This window comes from Pseudomonas sp. H1_G08 (assembly GCF_054681355.1).
In genome coordinates this window covers 3,741,366-3,764,798 of the sequence record NZ_CP162822.1, presented here as the reverse complement: position 1 = coordinate 3,764,798, position 23,433 = coordinate 3,741,366, and the positions used below count along the sequence as shown (strand labels likewise).

General features: G+C 60.7%; 26 protein-coding genes, 1 pseudogene and 1 riboswitch. Of the genes and pseudogenes, 12 read left to right on the top strand and 15 right to left on the bottom strand.

Annotated elements, in window-relative coordinates; genetic code table 11:
- Positions 1–9 precede the first annotated feature (9 nt).
- From AB4N85_RS17030 to AB4N85_RS17015, 4 genes are all read right to left on the bottom strand, one after another.
- Complete coding sequence (locus AB4N85_RS17030; protein ID WP_056790272.1) at positions 10–951, bottom strand: MerR family transcriptional regulator; 942 nt, start codon at positions 949–951, stop codon at positions 10–12.
- On the bottom strand, positions 951–1,913 hold the full coding sequence (locus AB4N85_RS17025; RefSeq protein ID WP_041479992.1) for a YbgA family protein: 963 nt from the start codon (positions 1,911–1,913) through the stop codon (positions 951–953). Before AB4N85_RS17025 ends, AB4N85_RS17030 begins: the two co-directional genes overlap by 1 nt.
- A 213-nt stretch (positions 1,914–2,126) precedes the next feature.
- Positions 2,127–2,342: a TIGR02450 family Trp-rich protein gene (locus AB4N85_RS17020; RefSeq protein ID WP_076564097.1), complete on the bottom strand. Its 216-nt coding sequence runs from the start codon at positions 2,340–2,342 to the stop codon at positions 2,127–2,129.
- Positions 2,339–3,325 (bottom strand): NAD(P)/FAD-dependent oxidoreductase, encoded by a 987-nt coding sequence (locus tag AB4N85_RS17015; protein ID WP_041479990.1) that lies wholly within the window; start codon positions 3,323–3,325, stop codon positions 2,339–2,341. Before AB4N85_RS17015 ends, AB4N85_RS17020 begins: the two co-directional genes overlap by 4 nt.
- Before the next feature lie 197 nt (positions 3,326–3,522).
- Here AB4N85_RS17015 and AB4N85_RS17010 point away from each other — a divergent pair, with 197 nt between their 5' ends.
- The gene (locus AB4N85_RS17010; protein ID WP_236168901.1) at positions 3,523–4,425 is read left to right on the top strand and encodes a TIGR01777 family oxidoreductase; all 903 of its coding nucleotides are present in this window, start codon (positions 3,523–3,525) and stop codon (positions 4,423–4,425) included.
- A gap of 13 nt (positions 4,426–4,438) precedes the next feature.
- Entirely contained in the window at positions 4,439–5,464 is a 1,026-nt protein-coding gene (hemH, locus tag AB4N85_RS17005) for a ferrochelatase (RefSeq protein WP_041479988.1), read from the top strand.
- A gap of 106 nt (positions 5,465–5,570) precedes the next feature.
- On the opposite strand, the gene AB4N85_RS17000 is transcribed toward hemH, so the two are convergent.
- Together AB4N85_RS17000 and upp are read right to left on the bottom strand one after the other, a co-directional pair.
- The gene (locus AB4N85_RS17000; RefSeq protein WP_016773229.1) at positions 5,571–6,845 is read right to left on the bottom strand and encodes a uracil-xanthine permease family protein; all 1,275 of its coding nucleotides are present in this window, start codon (positions 6,843–6,845) and stop codon (positions 5,571–5,573) included.
- 2 nt (positions 6,846–6,847) lie between these two features.
- Positions 6,848–7,486 (bottom strand): uracil phosphoribosyltransferase, encoded by a 639-nt coding sequence (gene upp, locus AB4N85_RS16995; protein WP_024014279.1) that lies wholly within the window; start codon positions 7,484–7,486, stop codon positions 6,848–6,850.
- A 164-nt stretch (positions 7,487–7,650) separates the two neighbouring features.
- Here upp and AB4N85_RS16990 point away from each other — a divergent pair, with 164 nt between their 5' ends.
- The 3 genes from AB4N85_RS16990 (at position 7,651) to AB4N85_RS16980 (ending at position 9,218) form a co-directional block, all read left to right on the top strand.
- Entirely contained in the window at positions 7,651–8,208 is a 558-nt protein-coding gene (locus tag AB4N85_RS16990; RefSeq protein WP_016773231.1) for a hypoxanthine-guanine phosphoribosyltransferase, read from the top strand.
- Positions 8,209–8,387: 179 nt separating this feature from the next.
- Positions 8,388–8,867: a hypothetical protein gene (locus AB4N85_RS16985; protein WP_315435722.1), complete on the top strand. Its 480-nt coding sequence runs from the start codon at positions 8,388–8,390 to the stop codon at positions 8,865–8,867.
- Positions 8,868–8,930: 63 nt separating this feature from the next.
- On the top strand, positions 8,931–9,218 hold the full coding sequence (locus tag AB4N85_RS16980) for a PA4642 family protein (RefSeq protein ID WP_041479985.1): 288 nt from the start codon (positions 8,931–8,933) through the stop codon (positions 9,216–9,218).
- Positions 9,219–9,356: 138 nt separating this feature from the next.
- Here the strand turns inward: AB4N85_RS16980 and mqo are convergent, their stop codons facing one another.
- Both mqo and AB4N85_RS16970 read right to left on the bottom strand, forming a co-directional pair.
- Complete coding sequence (gene mqo / locus AB4N85_RS16975) at positions 9,357–10,865, bottom strand: malate dehydrogenase (quinone) (RefSeq protein WP_460065166.1); 1,509 nt, start codon at positions 10,863–10,865, stop codon at positions 9,357–9,359.
- A 704-nt stretch (positions 10,866–11,569) separates the two neighbouring features.
- The gene (locus AB4N85_RS16970; RefSeq protein WP_252886790.1) at positions 11,570–11,803 is read right to left on the bottom strand and encodes a hypothetical protein; all 234 of its coding nucleotides are present in this window, start codon (positions 11,801–11,803) and stop codon (positions 11,570–11,572) included.
- Positions 11,804–12,008: 205 nt separating this feature from the next.
- On the opposite strand from AB4N85_RS16970, the gene AB4N85_RS16965 reads away from it, so the two are divergent.
- Positions 12,009–12,593, top strand: coding sequence for a YajG family lipoprotein (locus AB4N85_RS16965; RefSeq protein ID WP_039761315.1), 585 nt, complete (start codon positions 12,009–12,011; stop codon positions 12,591–12,593).
- A gap of 248 nt (positions 12,594–12,841) precedes the next feature.
- Here AB4N85_RS16965 and AB4N85_RS16960 read toward each other — a convergent pair whose 3' ends face one another.
- Complete coding sequence (locus tag AB4N85_RS16960; RefSeq protein WP_016770662.1) at positions 12,842–13,048, bottom strand: hypothetical protein; 207 nt, start codon at positions 13,046–13,048, stop codon at positions 12,842–12,844.
- A gap of 193 nt (positions 13,049–13,241) precedes the next feature.
- On the opposite strand from AB4N85_RS16960, the gene AB4N85_RS16955 reads away from it, so the two are divergent.
- Positions 13,242–13,520 (top strand): hypothetical protein, encoded by a 279-nt coding sequence (locus AB4N85_RS16955; protein WP_016770663.1) that lies wholly within the window; start codon positions 13,242–13,244, stop codon positions 13,518–13,520.
- Between the two features lie 130 nt (positions 13,521–13,650).
- Here the strand turns inward: AB4N85_RS16955 and AB4N85_RS16950 are convergent, their stop codons facing one another.
- Complete coding sequence (locus AB4N85_RS16950; RefSeq protein WP_041479984.1) at positions 13,651–14,817, bottom strand: 1-acyl-sn-glycerol-3-phosphate acyltransferase; 1,167 nt, start codon at positions 14,815–14,817, stop codon at positions 13,651–13,653.
- A gap of 138 nt (positions 14,818–14,955) precedes the next feature.
- On the opposite strand from AB4N85_RS16950, the gene AB4N85_RS16945 reads away from it, so the two are divergent.
- Genes AB4N85_RS16945 through AB4N85_RS16935 form a run of 3 tightly spaced genes read left to right on the top strand, consistent with a single transcriptional unit; the run spans position 14,956 to position 16,067 of the window.
- Positions 14,956–15,138: a CPXCG motif-containing cysteine-rich protein gene (locus AB4N85_RS16945; protein ID WP_041479983.1), complete on the top strand. Its 183-nt coding sequence runs from the start codon at positions 14,956–14,958 to the stop codon at positions 15,136–15,138.
- Positions 15,139–15,147: 9 nt separating this feature from the next.
- On the top strand, positions 15,148–15,408 hold the full coding sequence (locus tag AB4N85_RS16940) for a putative signal transducing protein (protein WP_041479982.1): 261 nt from the start codon (positions 15,148–15,150) through the stop codon (positions 15,406–15,408).
- A gap of 35 nt (positions 15,409–15,443) precedes the next feature.
- Complete coding sequence (locus AB4N85_RS16935; RefSeq protein WP_039761324.1) at positions 15,444–16,067, top strand: SOS response-associated peptidase; 624 nt, start codon at positions 15,444–15,446, stop codon at positions 16,065–16,067.
- 206 nt (positions 16,068–16,273) lie between these two features.
- Here AB4N85_RS16935 and AB4N85_RS16930 read toward each other — a convergent pair whose 3' ends face one another.
- Positions 16,274–17,017: a methyl-accepting chemotaxis protein gene (locus AB4N85_RS16930; RefSeq protein ID WP_371915155.1), complete on the bottom strand. Its 744-nt coding sequence runs from the start codon at positions 17,015–17,017 to the stop codon at positions 16,274–16,276.
- Positions 17,018–17,128: 111 nt separating this feature from the next.
- A pseudogene (locus AB4N85_RS16925) lies at positions 17,129–17,326 on the bottom strand (HAMP domain-containing protein); the annotation flags it as partial.
- Positions 17,327–18,666: 1,340 nt separating this feature from the next.
- Here AB4N85_RS16925 and AB4N85_RS16920 point away from each other — a divergent pair.
- Positions 18,667–19,485 (top strand): M48 family metallopeptidase, encoded by an 819-nt coding sequence (locus tag AB4N85_RS16920; protein WP_016773242.1) that lies wholly within the window; start codon positions 18,667–18,669, stop codon positions 19,483–19,485.
- A gap of 157 nt (positions 19,486–19,642) precedes the next feature.
- On the opposite strand, the gene AB4N85_RS16915 is transcribed toward AB4N85_RS16920, so the two are convergent.
- From AB4N85_RS16915 to AB4N85_RS16905, 3 genes are all read right to left on the bottom strand, one after another.
- Positions 19,643–20,227, bottom strand: coding sequence for a TMEM165/GDT1 family protein (locus tag AB4N85_RS16915; RefSeq protein WP_016773243.1), 585 nt, complete (start codon positions 20,225–20,227; stop codon positions 19,643–19,645).
- Positions 20,228–20,315: 88 nt separating this feature from the next.
- Positions 20,316–20,440, bottom strand: a riboswitch (yybP-ykoY riboswitch).
- Positions 20,441–20,479: 39 nt separating this feature from the next.
- The gene (locus AB4N85_RS16910) at positions 20,480–21,478 is read right to left on the bottom strand and encodes a class I SAM-dependent methyltransferase (protein WP_236168905.1); all 999 of its coding nucleotides are present in this window, start codon (positions 21,476–21,478) and stop codon (positions 20,480–20,482) included.
- Between the two features lie 33 nt (positions 21,479–21,511).
- Positions 21,512–22,477 carry a 2-hydroxyacid dehydrogenase gene (locus AB4N85_RS16905; RefSeq protein WP_252882671.1) on the bottom strand — a complete coding sequence of 322 codons (966 nt, stop codon included), beginning with the start codon at positions 22,475–22,477 and terminating at the stop codon, positions 21,512–21,514.
- 240 nt (positions 22,478–22,717) lie between these two features.
- Here AB4N85_RS16905 and AB4N85_RS16900 point away from each other — a divergent pair, with 240 nt between their 5' ends.
- Entirely contained in the window at positions 22,718–23,347 is a 630-nt protein-coding gene (locus AB4N85_RS16900; RefSeq protein ID WP_056790244.1) for a LysE family translocator, read from the top strand.
- Positions 23,348–23,433: the final 86 nt, after the last annotated feature.

Here is a 23,433-nt window from a genome sequence, read left to right as displayed (position 1 = left end):
AACCCATCATCAAATCAATCCGCGCTCGAGCAGCGCCTGGTGTGCGGCAAGCGGATCTTCAGCCAGGAACAGATCGGCAGTCTGGGCGGTGCGTGCGGACAACTCGGTGTGGTGGATGTGCACCGTGGGGCCAGCAATCAAGGTCGGGCAATTGACGTTCGCCAACAGCTTGGGCAGCTGCGCCAGTTGCATGGCTTTGCTCGAATACAGCAGCACGCCACGGGCTTGCAGATGCTCGACGGTCAGCGCCAGTTCACCGGCCGGCAGTGGCCAGTCGAACACTTGCACCGGGCAATCGGCACTGCTGATCAGCCATGCGCACAGCCACAGATGCGGCTCCAGCGGCAGGTCGGAATGATTGATCAACAACAGCGGCGCCGAATGCAGCTGACGGTTGTTATGGTAGATGCGTGCGCCGAATTTGCTGCGCAACCAGGAAAAGAAAAACGTCCGTTCCATCTGTGCGCCGAACTGGCCCTGCCAGCGCTGTTCGAGCTCGGCCAGCAGCGGCATCAGCAATTGCTCGCACAACGTCCGTGGCGGATACAAGGCGATGGCCTGATTGACGCTGTCATCCAGCGCGCGCTCATTGAGTGAGGTGACCGCCGACAGCAACGTCTGATGCAGACGCTGCCAATCGTTTTCCACAGTTTCCGTGAAGGCCTGCGGCGCATCGAGCAGTGGCTTGACCTGGCTCACCGCAACGCCACGGTTGAGCCAGGTGAGGATGGCCATGATCCGCTGCACATGTTCAGCGCTATACAGTCGATGGCCCTTGGGCGTGCGCTGGGGCACCACCAACCCATAGCGACGTTCCCACGCGCGCAGGGTGATGGCGTTGACGCCGGTCTGCCGCGCGACTTCGCGAATCGGCAACCAGCCCTCGTCGAGGGCTTTCTTGAAGTCGGCGCCGAGGTCTTCCTGGGCGCTGCTGTCGGTTTTATCGTTCATTAGATCGCGTTTCGCAGACTGAGGTTTTCCGGATGCGGCTGCAGGTAAACCTGCTGCGCGATGTACGGGTCCGGATGGAGTCGAAAGTGGTGTTTGAGCAGCGTCAACGGCACCACCAGCGGCACGATGCCCTGGCGGTACTGGCCGATGATCTGCTGCATTTCCTGTTTGTCTTCGGCGCTCAGCGATTGTTTCAAATAACCGCTGAGGTGCAGCAGCACGTTGCAGTGGGTGCCGCGAGTGGCGCATTTCTTCAGCGCGGCCATCAGCTCGCTGAAATAGCGCGGGCCGAGCTCGGCGGGATCGCTGTCGGCCATGTTGCCGAGCATCTTGCCGAGGTTTTTGTATTGCAGCGGGTTGTGCGCCATCAGCAGATACTTGTAGCGCGAATGGAATTCGGTGAGGGCGCGGCGGCTCAGACCCTCGGCGAGCACTTGCTGCCAGGCGCTGTAGGCCAGCACGCGGGTGATGAAGTTCTCCCGCAGCACTGGGTCGTTGAGGCGCCCGGCTTCTTCCACCGGCAGATCCGGATGCTGTGCACAGAATGCCTGCGCATAGATGCCGCGTCCGCCACCATTCACTGGTGCGCCGTTGTCGTGATAGACCTTGACCCGTTCCAGCCCGCAGGAGGGCGACTGCTGCATGAAGATGTAGCCGGACAGGTCCTGCAACTCGGCGGCCATTTTCTCGCCGTACTCGGCCAGCGGCCTGGTCACGTTGATGGTCCGGTCAACGGTGCCGACCGCCTCGGGTTGCTCAGGGTCGCCGACCAGCCGAATCGGCTCACGGGGAATACCCATGCCGATAGCAACTTCCGGGCACAGCGGGACGAAATCGAAATATTCGGTAAGGGTGCGGCTGCACAGCCGCGATTCCTTGTGCCCACCGTTGTAGCGCACTTCTTCGCCCAACAGGCAGGCGCTGATGGCGATCTTCGGCTTGGACAGGGAAGCAGTAGACATGAGCACCTCGAATCTATACCTGTACAGAGAGTTATCTCTGTACAACTTTTCCTCAGCATAGATCGATGGATGTACAAGTCAAATGATTTGTATAAGATTTTTGTGCGGCGCTGATCTGTGGGAGCGAGCCTGCTCGCGAAAGCAGTGGGGCAGTCGACGAATTCGAATTTGATACAGCGCTTTCGCGAGCAGGCTCGCTCCCACAAGGGAAATCTATTTCCAGCCCAGTAACCAGTGCTCGCTGTCTTTCAGCACCTGCCAATCCAGTCGCTCGCTACGCTGGGTCAGCACCGCCTGCAATTCAACTTCCAGCACCGTACCTTCCTCGTCGCGGATCAGTTCAGTGACCAGAAAATGTTTTTCGCGATTTTGCGGATGGGCTGCTGTCCACTTCGACAGCAGCAATTTGCGCGGATTGATGCGATTCATTGCAGGTGTTCGTGCAAGCGACGTGCAGCCTCCTGACCGCTCAGCCAAGCGCCTTCAACGCGGCCCGACAGGCACCAGTCGCCGCAGGCGTACAAGCCCAGGTCGGCGTCGGCCAGCGTGGTCCATTCATGGCCGGTAGCGGGGCGGGCGTAGAGCCAGCGGTGGGCGAGGCTGAAGGTCGGCGCAGGCATGGCGCTGTGCAGCAGTTCGGCAAAAGCACCGTGCAGATGCTCGATCACCGCCTCCTTGGAGAGGTCGATGTGTTGCCGGCTCCAGGCGCTGGTTGCATGCAGCACCCAAGTGTCGAGAGTGCTGTCGCGCCCGGGTTTGCTGCGGTTGCGCGCCAGCCAGTCGAGCGGGCTGTCCTGCACGAAGCAGCCTTCGATTGGCGTATCCAGCGGGGTTTCGAAGGCGAGGGCGACGGCCCAGGTCGGCTCCATTTTCACCCCGGCAGCAACCCCGGCGAGTTTCGGTGCGGCGGCCAGCAGCGCGGTGGCTTGCGGTGCCGGTGTGGCGATCACCACATGGCTGAAGGGGCCGTGGGTGCAGCCATCGGCGTCCTGCAGATGCCAGTGTTCTTCACCGCGATAGACCTCGGTGATGCGGCAGGCAAACTGCACGTCCAGGCCATCGAGCAGGCCACGGGTGATGGCGCTCATGCGCGGCGTGCCGACCCAGCGGGTCTGCTCGTCCGGCGACATGTTCAGTTGGCCGCCCTGGAAGGTGTACAGCTGTGGCGTCCACTCAGCGGCCCAGCCCCGGCTCTGCCAGCGCTGCACTTCGGTGACGAAGCGCCGGTCGCGCGCGGTGAAGTATTGAGCGCCCAAGTCCAGCGAGCCGGCGTCGCTGCGCTTGCTCGACATGCGCCCGCCGCTGCCGCGGCTTTTATCGAACAGTTGGACGGTATGCCCGGTCTCTGTCAGAGCCTGAGCGGCGGAGAGCCCGGCGATGCCGGTGCCGATGATTGCGATAGGTACAGTCATAGGGGCCTCGTTTACCTTTCTGTACAGACTACGCCGTCGATGAAACCTGTACAATTCTGTTTTTTGGTATAACTTCTAGCGTTCTCGTTCTGACAGCTTGGCCTATTGTTAAACCATAGAGCCTGCCCGATCGAAAAGATCCCTGCCTATAAAAATAGACTAGTGATCCGGGTTAAACGCCACGCGAGGAAGATGTCATGCACATATTGCTGACCGGCGGTACTGGTTTGATCGGACGTCAGCTCTGCCGGCACTGGCTAGAGCAGGGCCATCGGCTGACGGTGTGGAGTCGCCGCGCGGAAAAAGTCGCGCAGATCTGCGGCGCGCAAGTGCGCGGGATTGCCCGTCTGGAGGACCTCGGCGAAGAGCCGCTGGATGCGATCGTCAATCTCGCCGGTGCGCCGATTGCCGACCGCCCCTGGACCCATCGACGCAAGGCGTTGCTGTGGAGCAGCCGCATCACCCTGACGGAAACGCTACTGGCGTGGCTGGAAACTCGCGCGCAGAAACCGTCGCTGCTGATTTCCGGCTCGGCGATCGGCTGGTACGGCGACGGTGGCGAACGCGAGTTGACTGAAGAATCACCGCCCGGCATCGACGACTTCGCCAGTCAGTTGTGCATCGCCTGGGAAGAAACCGCGCTGCGTGCCGAGAACCTCGGCATCCGCGTGGTGCTGGTGCGAACCGGTCTGGTGCTGTCGGCTGAGGGCGGCTTTTTGTCGCGGCTGTTGCTGCCGTTCAAGCTCGGGCTGGGCGGGCCTTTGGGCAATGGTCGGCAGTGGATGCCGTGGATTCACATCGACGATCAAATCGCCCTGATTGATTTTCTTCTGCACCGGAATCAGGCCAGCGGTCCTTATAATGCCTGCGCGCCGAAACCTGTGCGCAACCGCGAATTTGCCAAGACCCTGGGCAGTGTGTTGCACCGCCCGGCGTTCATGCCGATGCCGACCCTGGCGCTGAAAGTCATGCTCGGCGAGCTGTCACTGTTATTGCTCGGCGGCCAGCGCGCGACGCCGGCACGCCTGGTGGAAGCGGGGTTCAGCTTCCGCTTTACGGATTTACGCGCGGCCTTGGATGACCTCTCCAGCCGCCTCTGAAATAGGACGTTGCATGACCGATCACGCTTTGCTTCTGGTCAACCTGGGCTCTCCGGCCTCCACCTCGGTGGCCGATGTGCGCAGCTACCTCAATCAATTTCTGATGGACCCCTACGTGATCGACCTGCCATGGCCGCTGCGGCGGCTGCTGGTGTCGCTGATCCTGATCAAGCGTCCCGAGCAATCGGCCCATGCCTATGCCTCGATCTGGTGGGAAGAGGGCTCGCCGCTGGTGGTGCTCAGCCGCCGTTTGCAAGAGCAGATGACCCGCACGTGGAAACACGGCCCGGTAGATCTGGCGATGCGTTATGGCGAGCCGTCGATCGAAACCTGTCTGCTGCGTCTGGTCAAAGCGGGACATAAGAAGATCACTTTGGCGCCGCTGTACCCACAGTTCGCCGACAGCACCACGACCACCGTGATCGAAGAAGCCCGGCGCGTGCTGCGCGAGAAGAAACTCGACGTGCAGTTGTCGATCCTGCAACCGTTCTACGATCAGCCGGAATACATCGAGGCACTGGCCGCCAGCGCTCGACCACATCTGCAGCAGGACTACGATCATCTGCTGCTGAGCTTTCACGGCTTGCCTGAGCGGCATCTGAGCAAACTCGACCCGACGGGCAATCACTGCCTCAAGGGCGCCGATTGCTGCCAGACCGCCTCGCCGGAGGTATTGGCGACCTGTTATCGCGCGCAGTGTTTCCGTACCGCCGCCGCCTTCGCCAAAAGTATGGGCCTGGCGGACGGCAAATGGTCGGTGTCGTTTCAGTCACGCCTGGGCCGGGCGAAATGGATCGAGCCGTACACCGAAGCGCGGCTGGATGAACTGGCCAAAAGCGGGGCGAAAAAGATTCTGGTGATGTGCCCGGCGTTCGTTGCCGATTGCATCGAGACGCTGGAAGAGATTGGCGATCGCGGTAGGGAACAGTTCCGCGAAGCGGGGGGCGAGGAGTTGGTGCTGGTGCCGTGCCTGAACGACGACCCGCAATGGGCCAAGGCGCTGGCGACCCTCTGCGAAAGAGCGCCGCTGGCCCTTTAAAAGCTTCGCGAGCAGGCTCGCTCCCACAGGTTGAAATGCATTCCAGACCTGTGGGAGCGAGCCTGCTCGCGAATGCTATCTGTCAGGCGATGAAGATCCGAAAGCCTTAGATCAGCGGCTCATCCGCCTTCTTCTGCTTCCAGCCATCATTGCCCGGCAGGATCAGGTTCAGCGCAATCGCCACCACCGCGCACAGCGCGATGCCTTTGAGGCCGAAGTCATCAGGACCGGTGCCGGTGCCGACCAGCACACCGCCAATGCCGAACACCAGCGTCACCGAAACAATCACCAGGTTGCGCGCTTCGCCCAGGTCGATCTTGTGGCGGATCAGGGTGTTCATGCCCACTGCCGCGATCGAACCGAACAGCAAGCACAGAATCCCGCCCATTACCGGCACCGGAATGCTTTGCAGCAGTGCGCCGAACTTGCCGATGAACGCCAGGGTGATGGCGAAGATCGCCGCCCAGGTCATGATTTTCGGGTTGTAGTTCTTGGTCAGCATCACCGCGCCGGTCACTTCGGCGTAAGTGGTGTTGGGCGGGCCACCGAACAGGCCGGCGGCCGTGGTGGCGATGCCGTCACCGAGCAGGGTGCGATGCAGGCCTGGCTTCTTCAGGTAATCGCGACCGGTCACGCTACCGACGGCAATCACGCCGCCGATGTGTTCGATCGCCGGGGCCAGTGCCACTGGAACGATGAACAGAATCGCCTGCCAGTTGAACTCCGGCGCGGTGAAGTGCGGCAGAGCGAACCATGGCGCTGCAGCAATTTTCGCCGTATCGACCACGCCGAAATAGAACGACATGGCAAAACCCACCAGCACGCCGGAAATGATCGGCACCAGACGGAAGATGCCTTTGCCGAACACCGCCACGATCAACGTGGTCAGCAGCGCCGGCATGGAAATCATCATCGCCGTCTGATAGTGAATCAGCTCGGTGCCGTCGCCGGCCTTGCCCATCGCCATGTTCGCGGCAATCGGCGCCATGGCCAGGCCGATGGAAATGATTACCGGACCAATCACCACCGGTGGCAGCAGACGGTCAATGAAGCCGGTGCCTTTGATCTTCACGGCGAGGCCGAGGAAGGTGTAGACGAAACCGGCCGCCATCACGCCGCCCATGGTCGCGGCGAGGCCGAACTGGCCCTTGGCGAGGATGATCGGCGTGATGAAGGCGAAGCTCGACGCGAGGAACACCGGCACCTGACGCCCGGTGACGATCTGGAACAGGATCGTCCCCAGACCCGCGGTAAACAGTGCCACGTTGGGGTCCAGGCCGGTGATCAGCGGCATCAGCACCAAGGCGCCGAAGGCCACGAACAGCATCTGCGCGCCGGACAGCACCGTGCGCCAGAGCGGATCGTTGAACTCTTGCTGCATGGTCACGCGTCCTTCTGCTTGGTGCCGAAGATCTTGTCACCGGCGTCGCCAAGCCCAGGAATGATGTAGCCGTGCTCGTTCAAGCGTTCATCGATGGACGCGGTGTAGATGGTCACGTCCGGATGCGCCTGTTCGACCGCAGCAATGCCTTCCGGCGCGGCCACCAGGACCATGGCGCGGATGTCGCGGCAACCGGCCTTTTTCAGCAGGTCGATGGTGGCAACCATGGAGCTGCCGGTGGCGAGCATCGGGTCGATGATCATCGCCAGGCGTTCGTCGATTTCCGGTACCAGTTTTTCCAGATAGGTGTGCGCTTGCAGGGTCTCTTCGTTGCGGGCAACGCCCACAGCGGAGACCTTGGCGCCCGGGATCAGGCTGAGCACGCCTTCGAGCATGCCGATACCGGCACGCAGGATCGGCACGACGGTTATCTTCTTGCCGGCGATTTTCTCCACCGACACGGTGCCGCACCAACCGGCAATGTCGTAGGATTCGAGCGGCAGATCTTTTGTAGCTTCATAGGTCAACAGGGCGCCGACTTCCTGAGCGAGCTCGCGGAAATTCTTGGTGCTGATGTCTGCGCGGCGCATCAGGCCGAGTTTATGACGGATCAGCGGATGGCGGATCTCGAGGATGGGCATGGGAAAGGCTCCGGCGGCGGGCAAAAAAACCGGCCTAGATTAATCTATCCGAGGGTGATGTCCTATAGGACATTCTGTACGTTAGTCCATAAGAGCTTGATTCGACCTCGCGGGATGCGTACCTTTGCCCGCTTTTCCAATTCCGCCAACCCCTGGAGAGCGCCATGTCCGCTGATCTCGAGCATATCCGTCAAATCATGCGAGAGGCTGACTGCCTGTACACCGAGTCTGAAGTCGAGGCGGCCATCGCCCGCGTCGGTGCACAAATCAACGAACAACTGGCTGACAGCAATCCGGTGGTTTTCTGCGTGATGAACGGCGGCCTGATCTTCTCCGGCAAACTGCTGACGCATCTGCAATTCCCGCTGGAAGCGTCCTACCTGCACGCGACCCGTTATCGCAACGAAACCAGCGGCGGCGACCTGTTCTGGAAAGCCAAGCCGGAAGTCTCGTTCATCGACCGCGACGTGCTGATCATCGACGACATCCTCGATGAAGGTCATACCCTGGGCGCGATCATCGACTTCTGCAAACACGCCGGCGCACGCAAAGTGCACACCGCCGTGCTGATCGACAAGGATCACGACCGCAAGGCACGTCCTGACCTGAAAGCCGATTTCGTCGGCCTGCCGTGCATCGACCGCTACATCTTCGGTTATGGCATGGACTACAAAGGCTACTGGCGCAACGCCAACGGGATTTACGCCGTTAAAGGCATGTAAGAACCTGCATTGCCCCCTGTGGGAGCGAGCCTGCTCGCGAATGCGATGTGTCAGTGACATTGATGTTGACTGACACGACGCTTTCGCGGGCAGGCTCGCTCCCACAGTTGTTTTTGTGTGTGCTGATCCTTGCGCGACAGCCATGCTAGAGTGCTCGGCCCCGCCTTCCGGAGCCTGTCATGAGCCTCTTGATCCGCAGTCTCGCCGCCCTGTTGCTGTCTCTCAGCCTGCCGCTGTCCGCCGCGCCGATGCACAGCCAGTTCCTGCCGCCGGACGATCTGACCCTGCGCGACGCTGAACCCGAGCAGCAGCAACTGCTGCAGGTCAGCGAATATTCGGTGGTGGTCGGTGCGCAGCGCCAGTCCAATCAGCAGCCGATTCCGGTCACCTCGTCCTTGTTGATCCGCCTCAAGGGCAAGTCTCTGAACAAAGGTGCGAACATCAACCAGGTGCTGGTGAGTTTCGACGGCGAAAGCAAAAGCCTGAAGAAACCGGCATATGACGATAAAAGCAAAACCCTGACGCTGTTCTATCCGCTCGCTCAATACCGCGTGGTGATGGATCTGCTGCGCAACGACACGGTGTATGTGCAGTTCCTCAGTTATGCCAATGGCCATATCTGGGCCGATCTTCATACCGGGGCGATTCGTCCGCGTTGAGCCGGGCGGCCGGGCAAGGGTAAACTGCCCGCCCCGTGTCATGTCTGCGAGCTGGAGTCGGCAATGCGTAAAGATAAGAAGCAAGTGATTGGTGACGAGATCGGCGATGAGCAGATCAAGCTGTTCCTCGATTTTGAGCCGGTCGACGCCACTTCGCCGTCGCTGCACAAACTGATCAAGGCCTATCGCGGTTTGCGCATCGATGATTTCGAGCGCTTTCTGGGCTTCTTCGTTGCGGCGGGTTATGACGTTGATGGCAAGGATGAGCAGGGCAAGACCTTTGTTGACCTGATCGCCGATCAGCGCAACGCCCCGGACTACATCGAGCTGATCGAAAAGTCCCGCTCTTAAGATCAAAAGATCGCAGCCTGCGGCAGCTCCTACAGGTTGAACACAAAACCTGTGTAGGAGCTGCCGAAGGCTGCGATCTTTTGCTTTTCAAGGCCATAAAAAAACGCCCCGATCGGGGCGTTTTTTCATGCCGCAAGATCAAGCGAAGCTTGGCGTCTCGCTGCTTTCTTCAACCAGTTCCAAAGCGATGTTGTTCTGCGTGTTGATCTTGCGATACAGCGCAGCATCGGTTTCCAGAACCTTTTCACGGGCCGGGAAGATCTCGGCCAGTTTGGTAGCCCACTCGCCGGACGCCTTGGCCGGGAAGCACTTCTCGATCAGTTCGAGCATGATCGAAACGGTCACCGACGCGCCTGGCGAAGCGCCGAGCAGGGCGGCGAGGGAGCCGTCCTTCGCCGCGACCAGTTCGGTACCGAACTGCAGGATGCCGCCCTTTTTCGGGTCCTTCTTGATGATCTGCACCCGTTGGCCGGCCACTTCCAGGCGCCAGTCTTCGGCTTTCGCCTGCGGGTAGAAACGTCGCAGGGATTCCAGGCGCTGTTCCATCGATTGCATCACTTCGCTGACCAGGTACTTGGTCAGGTCCATGTTGTTTTTCGCCACCGCCAGCATCGGCCCGATGTTGCCGGCGCGCACCGACATCGGCAGGTCCATGAAGGAGCCATGCTTGAGGAACTTGGTGGTGAAACCGGCGTATGGCCCGAACAGCAGGGATTTCTTGCCGTCGACGACGCGAGTGTCGAGGTGCGGCACCGACATCGGTGGCGAACCTACGGCCGCCTGGCTGTAGACCTTGGCCTGGTGGTGCTTGACCACTTCCGGGTTATCGCAACGCAGCCACTGGCCACTGATCGGGAAGCCGCCGAAGCCTTTGCTTTCTTCGATGCCCGAAGTCTGCAGCAACGGCAGGGCCGCACCACCGGCACCGAGGAAGACAAACTTTGCGTCGACTTCGCGGGTGTTGCCGTTGTTGACGTCCTTGATGCTGACGGTCCAGCCGGCGCCGTTACGCTTGAGGCCGGTCACGCGCTTGCAGTATTTGACCTGGGTGTCCGGAGCACTGCTCAGGTGCTTGAGCAACTGATTGGTCAGGGCGCCGAAGTTGACGTCGGTGCCGTTCATCACACGGGTGGCGGCGAGGACTTCGTCGGGCGAGCGGCCCGGCATCATCAGCGGCATCCACTCGGCCATCTTGCCTTTGTCTTCGGTGTACTCCATGTCGGCAAACGCGTGGTGCTTGCTCAGAACATTGAAGCGTTCCTTGAGGAACGACACACCGCTCTCGCCCTGAACGAAACTAAGGTGCGGTACCGGACTGATGAAGGATTTGCACGAGCCGAACGTGCCCTTTTTGGTCAGGTACGACCAGAACTGCTTCGACACCTCGAACTGGGTGTTGATGTGCACGGCTTTCTTGATGTCGACGCTGCCATCGGCAGCCTGCGGGGTGTAGTTCAGCTCGCACAGGCCGGCGTGACCGGTACCGGCGTTGTTCCACGGATTGGAACTCTCGGCGGCGCCGGAATCCATCAGCTCGACGACTTCCAGCTTGATCGCGGGGTCGAGCTCTTTGAGCAGTACGGCCAGGGTGGCACTCATGATGCCGGCCCCTACCAGAACTACGTCGACTGCTTCGTTATGCGCCATTTAACGCGTCTCCCAAATCTGCAGCACCAAATTGTCGGCATGGCTGCCAGGCGTTCCAGGGCAGGTCAGTGGGCCCGGGCTATCCGTGGTCAGGTGGGCCATGTCCGAATCTTCGCAATTTTTCGCAACTTCGACGGATGCGTGCGGCCTGGTTTCAAGCGTTCCATGAACGCATTTTCGCGCAGGGCTGGCAATTCGACTTATGGTCGAGTCATCCGTTTTCGTGCAACCAAATCCGTAGCGGACAGGCTTCAGGCTCCGATGTTCGAGGTATACCCGGTCCTGTGTCGTTGGGCTGTTTCAGACGCTAATGGTGCATGTTCAGACGCAAAACTATTCATTTGCTCGCCACACTCTTGTGAAGTTGTGAAAACCCGTTTTTTTCACGCTCTTTTGAAGACGTGAACCTCAAAAAAGGGCTGCCTTGGCCTGGCACCTGCCCGCTAGGGCAAAACAACGCGGTGGCCGAGCGAATGACAGCTCTGCAGATTCGCGAAAAGCGGGTTTTTGCCGGAAGAACAGGCAAGCGCGCCAACTTCACTCGATCTGTGTGGGCGGCTCTCTGTGGGCGATTTTGATGTCGATGCATGCGCATTGACGCTGTTGCGGGGCCCGATCAGGAGACGTCCTTATAATCGGGGGGAGATTGTAGCGAAGAAATGCGCGCAGTTGCTCGTGTTTAATGACTTTTATTAGGCATCCGGTCAGATGCTCAACTGCACCTGACCCCGTGCGCGCATTTGTCGCGGTACGACCCGGGCGCTGGCGGGCAGCGGCTGGTTCAGCCAGGTCAGGCGGATTTCTTCGATTTCCACCCAGTCGTCGCCCATCGGTTGCAGGCTGCACTGCTTGAAGGCCTGGCAATGACCGTTGCGGTCGAGCAGGGCAAAGCTGCGATGCAGCGGGCGTGGGGCGAACAGCGAGATCAGATAACGCATGGCAGAGTTCCTTGAAGGAGGACTGCTGTGAAGCTTGCCGGTGGGCCGTGACGTCGCGGTGTATGGACGGTGAAGAATGTGTGACAGGAACCGCTTTCGGCGGGGTTTGTCAGACATTTCAGTATTCACTGTGCGACGCTGGTTACGCGCAGTGGCCCACCGCTATACTGCCGGCCTGTTTGTGCCTGATTCTGGAGAGAAGAGCATGTTGCAACGCCTGTTGTTCGGTTTGATCACTGTCGCCGGTTTGACCCTCGCCGGCTGCGCCCATAGCCCGCAACAACTGAATCCGGAGCCAAAGCTGACCACGCAACTGCCAGCGGTCGGTCGCGGCCAGCCGGTCATCGTGCGTGTGGTCGACGGTCGTCCGTCGCCGACCCTCGGTACCCGTGGCGGTCTGTATCCGGAAACCAGCGCCATCACCGTGCAGCGCGAGCAGATCCTGCCGAAGCTGCAGGCCCAGGCCGAAGCTGCCGTACGTCTGCTCGGCTTCACCCCGACCACCAGCGCACCTAACGCGCCGCAGCTGACCGTGACCCTGGCCGAGCTGAAATACCAGTCGCCGAAAGAAGGCATGTACGTGACCGAAGCCACCATCGGTGCGACATTCCGCTCCGACGTGCAGAACGCCAACCGCCGTTACAGCGGCCGTTACGGTGCGTCGCTGGACCAGCGCTTCGGCATGGCGCCGAATCAGGAGACCAATACCAAACTGGTCAGCGATGTATTGAGTGACGCACTGACGCGTCTGTTCAAGGACCCGACCGTGGGTCAGGTGCTCGCTGAGTAAGCTTGCGGCGAATATGAAAAAGCCCGGGGCCAGTGATGGTTCCGGGCTTTTTTGTGGATCTGAGATTTGTGTCGTATGGGAAATCGATTCCCCCTCACCCCAGCCCTCTCCCGAGGGAGAGGGAGCCGATCGCGTGTGCTTCAAAACCTGAATTCGGCGCGGTATCTCATGTCGGCGTATCTACCGCAAACACCTCGGTCAGTCCCCTCTCCCTCTGGGAGAGGGCTAGGGTGAGGGTCTTTTGACGTTCAGGCAGCCTGAGAATAAAAATCGAGCACGCTCACTCCGGTCAGCAAATCCGTCTCGGGCAAGTCCGCATGCTGATGCCCGCCCAGCGCGCAATACACCAGCCAGTGCCGATCCTGCACGTTGAATGCAAGGCTGCCGACCAGGCTTTGCTGGTCGTCGTAAGGAGTGATGAGGTACAGGCGATCCTGGTTTTCCGCGTGCAGCATGTCGCATTCCATTCGGGTTTCGAGGCGCGCAGGGTGAAGCATCCAGATGAAGATGCCATGACACAGGACAGCCATCGGTCGATTGTCAGGTTATTTGTCGCAAAGGCTGGGGCAGGGCGTCAGGGTTTGGGTAGAATTCGCGCCGCGGTCGTCGGTCTGGCGTCTGCCACACCGGTTAAGTTCGAGGTCTGTGATGTCGCTGCACTTGATGACGCTGTTTACCGCCCATCCCGCCAAGTTGATCAACCTGCTGGCCTTGCTGCTGGCCTTTCCGGGCAGTTGGCTGCTGCACGCGACCCGCCGCCGTGAGCAACGCGCCCAGGCCAGTCTCGCCGCCCAGCGCCAGGCGCAGCCGAATGCCGAGCCGATGCTCGATTGGGCGACGTTGCGCATGAACCGGTTTTTCTATCGTTTTGGTTTTGCTTGCCTGGGGCTTGCTTTGATCGTCTCCTGGATCAGCACGCGCTTCTGAAGCAATAGCAAACCTGTGGTGAGGGGATTTATCCCCGTTGGAGTGCGCAGCGCTCCCAAGTTTTTACCTGAGAAAAACAGGGCCTGCTACGCAGTCTAGCGGGGATAAATCCCCTCGCCACAGCTGTTGCCTACAGCGGCAATCCAGCCTTGACCCGATACTGATTGCGCACCGGCGTCGCATATTGCAGCACCAGGTACGGCCGATGCTCAGCGGGGCAGGCATCCAGTCGGCTTTGCCACTCATCCTGCGCCTTGGCCAGTTCGTCAGCCGGGAACACCTCGGCCGCCGTCGGCACATTCAGTTGCGGATCGGCATCCGCCCACTGCGCGTACGCCAGATAATGCACCGGGAACAACCGGTAGCCGCCGAGAATCTGCTTGTCCATCTCGATCGCCAATTGCTTGGTGTCCTCGAACACTTCGGTGATCGGCGCGGCAAAGTTCACGTGGACCCGGCCCTTGTAGCCGGTGATGCCCTTGGCGATGCTCACGTCATCCTCGCCCGGCGCCTTGGCGTAGGTGCCGGTGGTGGCGCGGATGTAGAGTTCGCGGGCCTTGGCCTGGTCACACGGGTCATACTCATAGCTGATCGACACCGGCGTCACGTTGAGCGAGCGGATCACTTCGCCGAACGGCTCGTCCTTGCGGCTCATGTGGAACATCTTGAGGATCGCCGACTCGGTGCGGTCGTCGCCGTCCTTCGCCCGACCTTCAGCCTGAGCAATCCAGATCGAGGCGCAATCGTTGCGGATCGAGTGATTGATGTACGCCGACAGCAACTGATAAGCAGCCATCTTCTCGCGGCGGCCGGTGATCGAGCGGTGGACGATAAAGCTCTTGTTCAAGCGCATCAGGTCACTGACAAACGGCTTTTGCAGCAGGTTGTCGCCAATCGCGATGCGCGGCGTCGGCAGGCCGGCGTGGTACACGGCGTAGTTGACGAAGGCCGGGTCCATGACGATATCCCGGTGGTTGGCGATGAACAGGTAGGCGCTGCCGGACTTGAACTGCTCGACACCGGTATAGGTCACGCCGTCGGTGGCGCGCTCGATGGTGTGGTCGACGTAGAACTCGACTTTGTCCTGTAAGGTAGCCACGGAATTCACGTCGGCAAACTCACGACGCAGCCGATGGGCTATAAGAGGTTTGAGCATCCAGCCGAAGGCACCGGCAAAACGCGGGAAGCGGAAGTGGGTGAGGATATCTAGAAACGCCTTGTCGCCGAGCAGCCTTGCCAGTACCGCAGGTACTTCGCTGTCGTCGTAAGGTCGGATGGCATCGAATTCGCCCATCATGCTCTCTTGTTGGAAACGGCTAGGGTAAGTAAAGGGTTTGATCGAAAACCCGCAGGGCACGGTCTGAAAAGTAGCCAGACAAAAATAGCCCTGCAAATAGACCGGCGATTATACGCACAAGTCACTTGGGAGACCGCGATGCTGGAAGATGCACGGTATGAATGTCCGTATTGCGGTGAGGAAGTCGAGACCACGCTGGATTTGTCCGGCGGCGATCAAACGTATATCGAGGATTGCCAGGTGTGCTGTCGTCCGATCACCTTTGTCCTGCAAGTCCATGAGGACGAGTGGCATCTGGAAGTCTTCAGCGAAAACGAGTGAGGGCCGCGTATGCAGCGCATCTACGAACCGGCGAACCTGATGGAAGGGGAGATGCTCAAGGGCATGCTCGCCAACGAAGGAATCGAGGCGCACCTGATCGGCTGTGATCTGGTGGGCGGTACGGGTGAACTGCCGATCTTCGGCCTGCTCGGGCTGTCGGTGGATAACGATCAGGCCGAATACGCCCGCGAGCTGATCAACTTGTACAATGCCGCGCTGCCGCTGCACGGCGACGAACCGGAGAGCTTCCCCGGGACGCTGGTCTGTTAGGCTGGCGCTGGTTTTATTCAGAGTTATGTTGCCCCATGTGTGGACGTTATGCCCTGTTTCGCTGGAACCGCGACTTTGCGGCCCTGCCAGGTTTTCCCGCCGATCAACAGGCGCAGTGGAACATTTCCCCCAATGATTCGGTGTTGATGCTGCGTGCCGACGAAGACGGCCAGCGCACGTTGGCCCGTGCGCGCTGGGGCCTGACACCGCCGTGGCTGACCGATCTGTCGAAGACCCCGGCCCATGCTCGCGCCGAAACCGTGGCCGAGCAGCCGATGTTTCGTGAGGCGCTGCGTCTGCGGCGTTGCCTGCTGCCGGCCAACGGTTTCTACGAATGGCGCGGCACCCAGCGCAAGCGACCGTACTGGTTGACGCCGGGGGAGGGCTCATCGTTGTTTTTCGCCGCGATCTGGGAAGCGTATCCGGTGCAGGAACAGGTCTGGCTGAGCACGGCAGTGATCACTCAATCGGCGGCGAGTCAGCGGCGACCGTTGATTCTCGATGAAGCGGGGCAGGCTGCCTGGCTTGATCCCGAAACGCCGCTGCATGTGCTGCAGGGGTTGCTCGCCAGTGAGCCGGCGGCGCTGCGTGAGCGGGTGTTGGCGAATCTGGTGAATGATCCGAAGTTGAATGGGCCGGAGTGTTTGACCCCGGCTTGATTTGCGTGGATCAAAATCCCCTCACCCCAGCCCTCTCCCGGAGGGAGAGGGAGCCGAATGGGGGATGCTTCAGAGGTACACCGACCTGAACGATCTGTTGTGAATCCATAATCGACTGTTTTTTTCAGGTCGATGTATAGCGCAAGACATCGCGGTCGGTCCCCTCTCCCTCCGGGAGAGGGCTAGGGTGAGGGGCTCTTGATCTTTCAGACCTTGAACTGATTGATCAACCGCCGCTGCTGCTCCGCCAGTTTGGTCAACCCGGCGCTCGCCGAACTCGATTCATCCGCACCGCCCGCCACTTCATTCGCCACCTGACCGATGTTGATCACGTTGCGGTTGATGTCGTCGGCCACTGCGCTTTGCTCTTCTGCCGCACTGGCGATCTGCGTGTTCATGTCGTTGATCACCGACACGGCCTGGGTGATCGTCTCCAGCGCTTCGGCCGCTTTCGCCGCGTGTTGCACGCTTTCGTCGGTGCGGTTCTGGCTGTCTTCCATGACGCGCACCACATCGCGGGTGCCCTGTTGCAACTGCTGGATCATGCTCTGGATTTCTTCGGTGGCCTTCTGGGTTTTCTGCGCCAGATTGCGCACCTCGTCGGCGACCACGGCAAAACCGCGACCCTGCTCACCGGCTCGCGCGGCTTCGATCGCCGCGTTCAGTGCCAGCAGATTGGTCTGTTCAGCGATGCCGCGAATGGCGGTGAGGATGGCGTTGATGTTTTCGCTGTCCTTGGCCAGCGTCTGCACCACCTCGACAGCCTTGCCGATTTCCACCGCCAGTACGCCAATCGAATTCGAGGTGTCGCGCACGATCTGCATGCCCTGGCTGGCGGCCTGATCGGCGTGGCTTGCCGCTTGTGCGGCCTGGGTGGCGTTGCGCGCCACATCCTGGGCGGTAGCGGTCATTTCCTGCACCGCTGTCGCCACCTGATCGATTTCGGCCATTTGTTTCTGCACGCCGATGTTGGTGCGGATGGCGATGTCAGCGGTGTGTTCCGAGGAATCGCTGACGCTCTGCACCGAGGTCACCACCTGGGTGATCATCGCCTGCAACTTGCCGAGGAAGGTGTTGAAGCCTTTGGCAATCGAGCCCAGTTCATCGCTGCGGTCGCTGCTCAAGCGCCGGGTCAGATCGCCTTCGCCCTGAGCGATGTCATCGAGCATGGCGACCATTTGTTTGAGTGGCCGCGCAATGCCGTGGCCCACCAGCCAGATCACCAGCAGGCCGATGCCGGCGATGATCAGGCCGACCATGGCCATGCCGAAGGTGTCGGACTTGCGCTGGACATCAAGGTCGGCCTGCAGGGTTTGCAGGTCGGCCATGACGGCGTTGAGCGGCAATTGCAGCATCAGTGTCCAGCGTGCGTCGGTCTGGCCGATGCCGAACGGCAGGTACAGTTCGATGCGGCCCTTGGCCTGATTCACCGAATAGGTGACCTCGTCGCGCTTGAGATTGGCGAGATTGCTGGCCTGTTCGGCGTCGAGAATGTCGCTGACTTTTTCGCCGAATTTGCTCGAATCCTTGGTATAGGCAACGATCCGCCCATTGCCGCCGACCAGCGCCATTTCACCGGCGCCGCTGTAAAGCTTATGGTTGGCGGCGAGGAGCATGTCCTGAATGAAGTTCACCGAGAGGTCGGCGCCGACGATGCCCTGGAACGCGCCGTTGACCATGATCGGTTCAATGAACGAGGCGAGCATGACGATCTTGTCGCCGACCTTGTACGGTGCCGGGTCAATCACGCAGGCTTTCTTCGTCTCTTTCGAGCACAGGTAGTACTCGCTGGCGCGCACCCCGGTGGACAAGGTTTTCTGATCGTCGACATCGGCCAGTTTGTCCACGCCCAGACTGCCGTCGGTATTGCGGAACCACCACGGCAAAAAGCGCCCGGTGGCCGGATCGATACCGACCACGGCGCTGCCGATGTAGGCCGCGTCATTGTGGTCCAGTGCGTTTTTTTCCCAGCCGATGTAGGTGCCGAGAACCTTCGGGTTCTTTTCTACGTTTTCCTTGATCAGGCTGATCAGTTGCTCGCGGCTGACGCTCAGGCGCGGCTGGCCGTCGGCGCCGGTTGTACCGAGCAGGGCGTTGACGCGCACCAGGCCGCCGGCAATCAGCAGCGGCGCTTCGAGTTCGCGCTGGATCTGGCTGACCTGGGTCTGCGCCAGCGAGGTCAGGCGCTGTTCGATGACTTGCTCGAACTGCGCCTGGGTGCGCTGTTGCACCATTTCTTGAGTGCGGGCGCCGGAGAACAGCGCGTACAGCACCAGCGCCGCGACCACGCTGAGGACGATGGCGCCGGCCAGGGCGGCGACGGAAAACTGGATCGACTTGAACTTCATGGGAGCTCCGCACGCAAGAGGACAATCTGCGAGGGATTTATCGGCGGGGTGGGCGCGGCCATGAGAGACGCTGGTCGGAATCGCCGCGCGATGTCGCTGATGGATCGGTGCACGGCGGATTCAATGCGCGTCGAGGAATTTCCAGCCAGTCTTGCGGCCTTAGGTGGATGTACGCGCAATGCGTCCGTTGTATCTGGCGCCAATACAATTAGCCGCCTAGGATACGCCTCAGGTTTTCAGGGAGCTTTTGAATGAACAAGACATTAGTGGTAAGTGCTTTGAGCGCAGCGCTGTTGCTGGCCGGTTGTCAGTCGGTCAACACCACCAGCGGCGGCGCCGTCGGCGTGGAGCGCAAGCAGTACATGTTCAGCATGCTGTCCTCGCAAGAGGTCGACCAGATGTACGCGCAGTCGTATCAGAAGACCGTCGGCGAGGCGTCGAGCAAAGGTGTGCTGGACAAGACCAGCCCGGAAGCCAAACGCGTGCAGACCATCGCCAACCGCTTGATCGCCCAGGCGCCGACCTTCCGCCCGGACGCGGCGCAGTGGCAATGGGAAGTCAATCTGATCAAGAGCGATGAGCTCAACGCCAACTGCGGTCCCGGCGGCAAGATCATTTTCTACACCGGGCTGATCGACAGCCTGAAACTCACCGACGATGAAATCGCTGCGGTCATGGGCCATGAAATCGCCCACGCCCTGCGCGAGCACGGTCGTGAAGCGATGTCCAAGGCATACGGGATGGAGATGGCCAAGCAAGGCGCCGGTGCCTTGTTTGGTCTGGGTCAGGACAGCCTGGCGCTGGCCGACACCGTGGCCAACTACGGCATGACCTTGCCCAACAGCCGCGCCAACGAAAACGAGGCTGACCTGATCGGCCTGGAACTGGCCGCCCGCGCCGGCTACAACCCGAACGCGGCGATCACCCTGTGGGACAAGATGAGCAAGGCTTCCGAAGGCGCGCCACCGGAATTCATGAGCACTCACCCGGCATCCAGCAGCCGCATTGCTGCGTTGCAGGCAGCGATTCCGAAGGTGATGCCGTTGTACGAAAAAGCCCCGAAGTCCTGAGCCAATGATCGTTCCCACGCTCTGCGTGGGAATGCAGCCCGGGACGCTCTGCGTCCCATTGGAACGCGGAGCGTCCCTTGAGGCATTCCCACGCAGAGCGTGGGAACGATCCTTCAAATCCCCTCACCACAGGTTTTGGGTAGTTCAGTAGACGGGGTTAAACCCAGCCACTGCTCTGCATCGCTTTATAAACCGCAACAATCGCCAGAATCATGAACGCCGAAGCCGCGAGGCGGCGGATCAGGGTCAGCGGCAGTTTCTCTGCGGCAAAGTTACCCGCCAGTACCACCGGCACGTTGGCAATCAGCATACCCACGGTGGTGCCGATAATCACCAGCCAAAGTTCCGGATATTGCGCGGCGAGCATCACCGTGGCGATCTGGGTCTTGTCGCCGATTTCCGCCAGGAAGAATGCGATCAGTGTGGTCAGGAACGGCCCGAACTTGCGCGCCGTGCTGGCCTCGTCGTCATCCATCTTGTCCGGGACCAGTGTCCACAGTGCCGTGGCGGCGAAGCTGGCGGCGAGGATCCAGTGCAGAACGGCGTCGGAGAAGAAACTGCCGAACCAGGCACCTACCGCACCGGCTGCTGCGTGGTTGGCCAGGGTCGCGGCGACAATCCCGGCGATGATCGGCCAGGGTTTGCGGAAGCGAGCGGCGAGAATCAGCGCGAGCAGTTGCGTCTTGTCGCCGATTTCGGCCAAGGCAACGATTGCGGTGGGAACGAGTAACGAGTCCAGCATCAGGGATTTCCTAAGGGGCGGGTCGACACGGCTATGACACGTACAGCCTTCCCGCCCCGGGTAAGGTGTGCGTGTCATAGGTCTTGTCAAACCCTGCGATCCGTCTGGTGCGGACGCTTGGGTCGCATACGCCATGATCTGAGGATCAAGTATGTTGACGTATGCCGGACGAGCATGGCGCTCGTGGGAGACTACTCCCCTAGGACGGAGCGGATTCTGCCTAGGCAAATCCGATTGGGCAAGAACAAATTTTCAACCGCGCTTGGCCCGGTAAATCCGGAAACCATTGCCTTCAGCCTTGATCGCACACACGCCCAGGTGCTCCTCGATCAGCGGCTGATACTTGAGAAAGCTGTTCGCCACAAGGCGCAGTTCGCCACCGTTTTTCAGATGTTTCGCCGCTTTTCGCAGCAGGTTCTCTGTAGCGAAATAATCGGTGTGCACGCCGACATGGAACGGCGGATTGCTCAGAATCGCGCTCAAACCCATCGGCGCCGCATCGATGCCGTCCCCGGTCAGCACTTCGGCTTCCAGGCCGTTGGCGGCCAGGGTCAGACGGCTGCTGGCGGCGGCGAACGCGTCGACATCCAGCAAGGTGACCTGATTGTGCGGATAGCGACGTTTCACTGCAGCCCCGAGCACGCCGGCGCCGCAACCGAAGTCGAGCAGATGGCCGCTCGGCAGTTTGTCCAGATGCTCCAGCAGCAGGGCGCTGCCGCGATCCAGTCGACCGTGGCTGAACACGCCCGGCAAACTGATGACTTTCAACGGCCCTTCGGCCAGGGGCAGTTCGTAGGTCTGCGCAAGACTTTCCAGGGATTTCGCTTCAGGCGCATCGGCCACGGTGACTTGCCAGAGCTGGCAGTGACGGGCGCTGTCGAGTTTGCGCGGCTTGCCAAACGGATTGAGCTGCTTGGACGCTCCTTCGATGCCGCTGCGTTTTTCCCCGACCAGAAACACCTCACGCCCGGCCAGACGCGACGCCACGGCATTGAGGATGTAATCGGTCAGGTCCTTGGATTTGGGCAGGAACACCACAGCGCTGTCGAACTCACGCTCGGGCACGTTCACGCCGAACTGGCTGCGGCCCTCGAAACGCGCGTCCAGTGCGGCTTGATCGCCAGCGTGCCAGCACCAGCCGAACGCGTTGGGCAGGCGTCCGAGCAAATCATCGGCGGGCAGACCGGCCAACAGCAGCGAACCCTGGAATAACTCGGCCTGACGAAGCAGTACTTCACTGCGCGGATCCATAACTGCTCCTTGAAAAAAAAGTGCCGCAGTTTATCAACTGACGACCCGCAGCGCCTCACCGCTGAAGAACGCCTGGGCGTTTTCGCTCAGTTGCCCGACGATACGCTGGCGCGCCTCACGGCTGCCCCAGGCGTTGTGCGGGGTGACGATCAGGCGCGGGATATCGGCGGCGAGCAGCGGATTGCCCTGGGTCGGTGGCTCGACACTCAACACATCGGTCGCCGCACCGCCGAGGTGACCGCTGCGCAAAGCGTCGGCCAGCGCTTGCTCGTCGATCAAGCCGCCACGGGCGGTATTGACCACAAATGCGCCAGGCTTCATCGAGGCCAGTTCGCGGGCACCGATGAAATGCCGGGTGTGCTCGTTGAGCGGGCAGTGCAGGGTGAGCGCGTCGATCTGCGGCAGCAGTTCTTCCAGCGGCAAGCGATCCGGCCGAGCCGGGCGCCCGGGAATCTGTCCGAGCAACACACGCATGCCGAACGCTTCGGCCAATCGCGCCACGGCGCCACCGAGCTCGCCATGGCCGAGCAGGCCGAGGGTTTTGCCTTGCAGTTCGACGATCGGGTAGTCGAGCAGGCAGAACTGTTTCGCCTGCTGCCAGCGGCCTGCGCTCACAGCTTTCTGATAGTCGGCCAGGCGCGTGGCGAGGTTGAGCAACAGCATGATCGTGTGTTGCGCCACCGACGGCGTGCCGTAAGCCTGGCAATTGCACACGGTGATGCCGTGGGTGCGGGCGGCAGTGAGGTCGACATTGTTGGTGCCGGTGGCGCTGATCAGGATCAGTTTCAGTTGCGGGTTGGCAGCCATGGCAGCAGCGTCGATCACGACCTTGTTGGTGATCGCCACTCCGGCGCCTTGCAGGCGTTCGCTGACCTGTTCCGGCAGTGTCTGGGCGAACAGCTGCAAGTCGCTGAAGCATTCGCGCAACGGACCGAGGTCCAGATCGCCGAGATCCAGCGAAGGGTGATCAAGGAATACCGCGCGGCGCGTGTTCGTCATCAACTGTACCTTTTGTGCTGTGAGCGGAGGGCGTACTCTGCCGAGCCTACCAGATGAAACAATTGGTTACTCGACACCGAGATGCCTTGAACTCTTGTGGGAGCGAGCCTGCTCGCGAAAGCTCTGGCCCAGTCAACATCTCTGTTGGCTTACCCAGCGCTTTCGCGAGCAGGCTCGCTCCCACAGGGAAAGCATTCGGCAATGAGCCCAGTGTGAACATTCGAATCCTGAGGAGCCCCCATGTACTGGACCGAGTTCTTGACCGTTGCCCTGATCCACTTGCTTGCCGTGGCCAGCCCCGGCCCGGATTTTGCCGTGGTCGTGCGCGAGAGCGTGACCCACGGGCGCCGCGCCGGCACCTGGACCGCGCTGGGCGTGGGCTCGGCGATTTTCCTGCATGTCGGCTATTCGTTGCTCGGCATCGGTCTGATCGTGTCGCAATCGATCGTGCTGTTCAACGCGCTGAAGTGGGCCGCCGCCGCGTATCTGCTTTACATCGGCTTCAAGGCCTTGCGCGCGCAACCGGCGAAAACCGTCACCGATGACTTGCACCGGGAAACCGGCGTACGCACCGCGCGGGGCGCGTTTACCTCGGGCTTCGTCACCAACGGTCTGAACCCGAAAGCCACGCTGTTTTTCCTCTCGCTGTTCACCGTGGTGATCAATCCGCACACGCCGCTGGCCGTGCAGGCCGGTTACGGCGTTTACCTGGCGGTGGCGACGGCGATCTGGTTCTGTCTGGTGGCGATGCTGTTCAGCCAACACCGCGTGCGCGCCGGCTTCGCGCGCATGGGCCATTGGTTCGACCGCACCATGGGCGCGGTGCTGATCGCTCTCGGCGTGAAAATCGCGTTCACCGAGATGCACTGACCGGGCCGCATTGTTCTCTTGTAGGAGCTGACGAGTGCAACGAGGCTGCGATCTTTTGATCTTGTCTTTTCATAAGCAAATCAAAA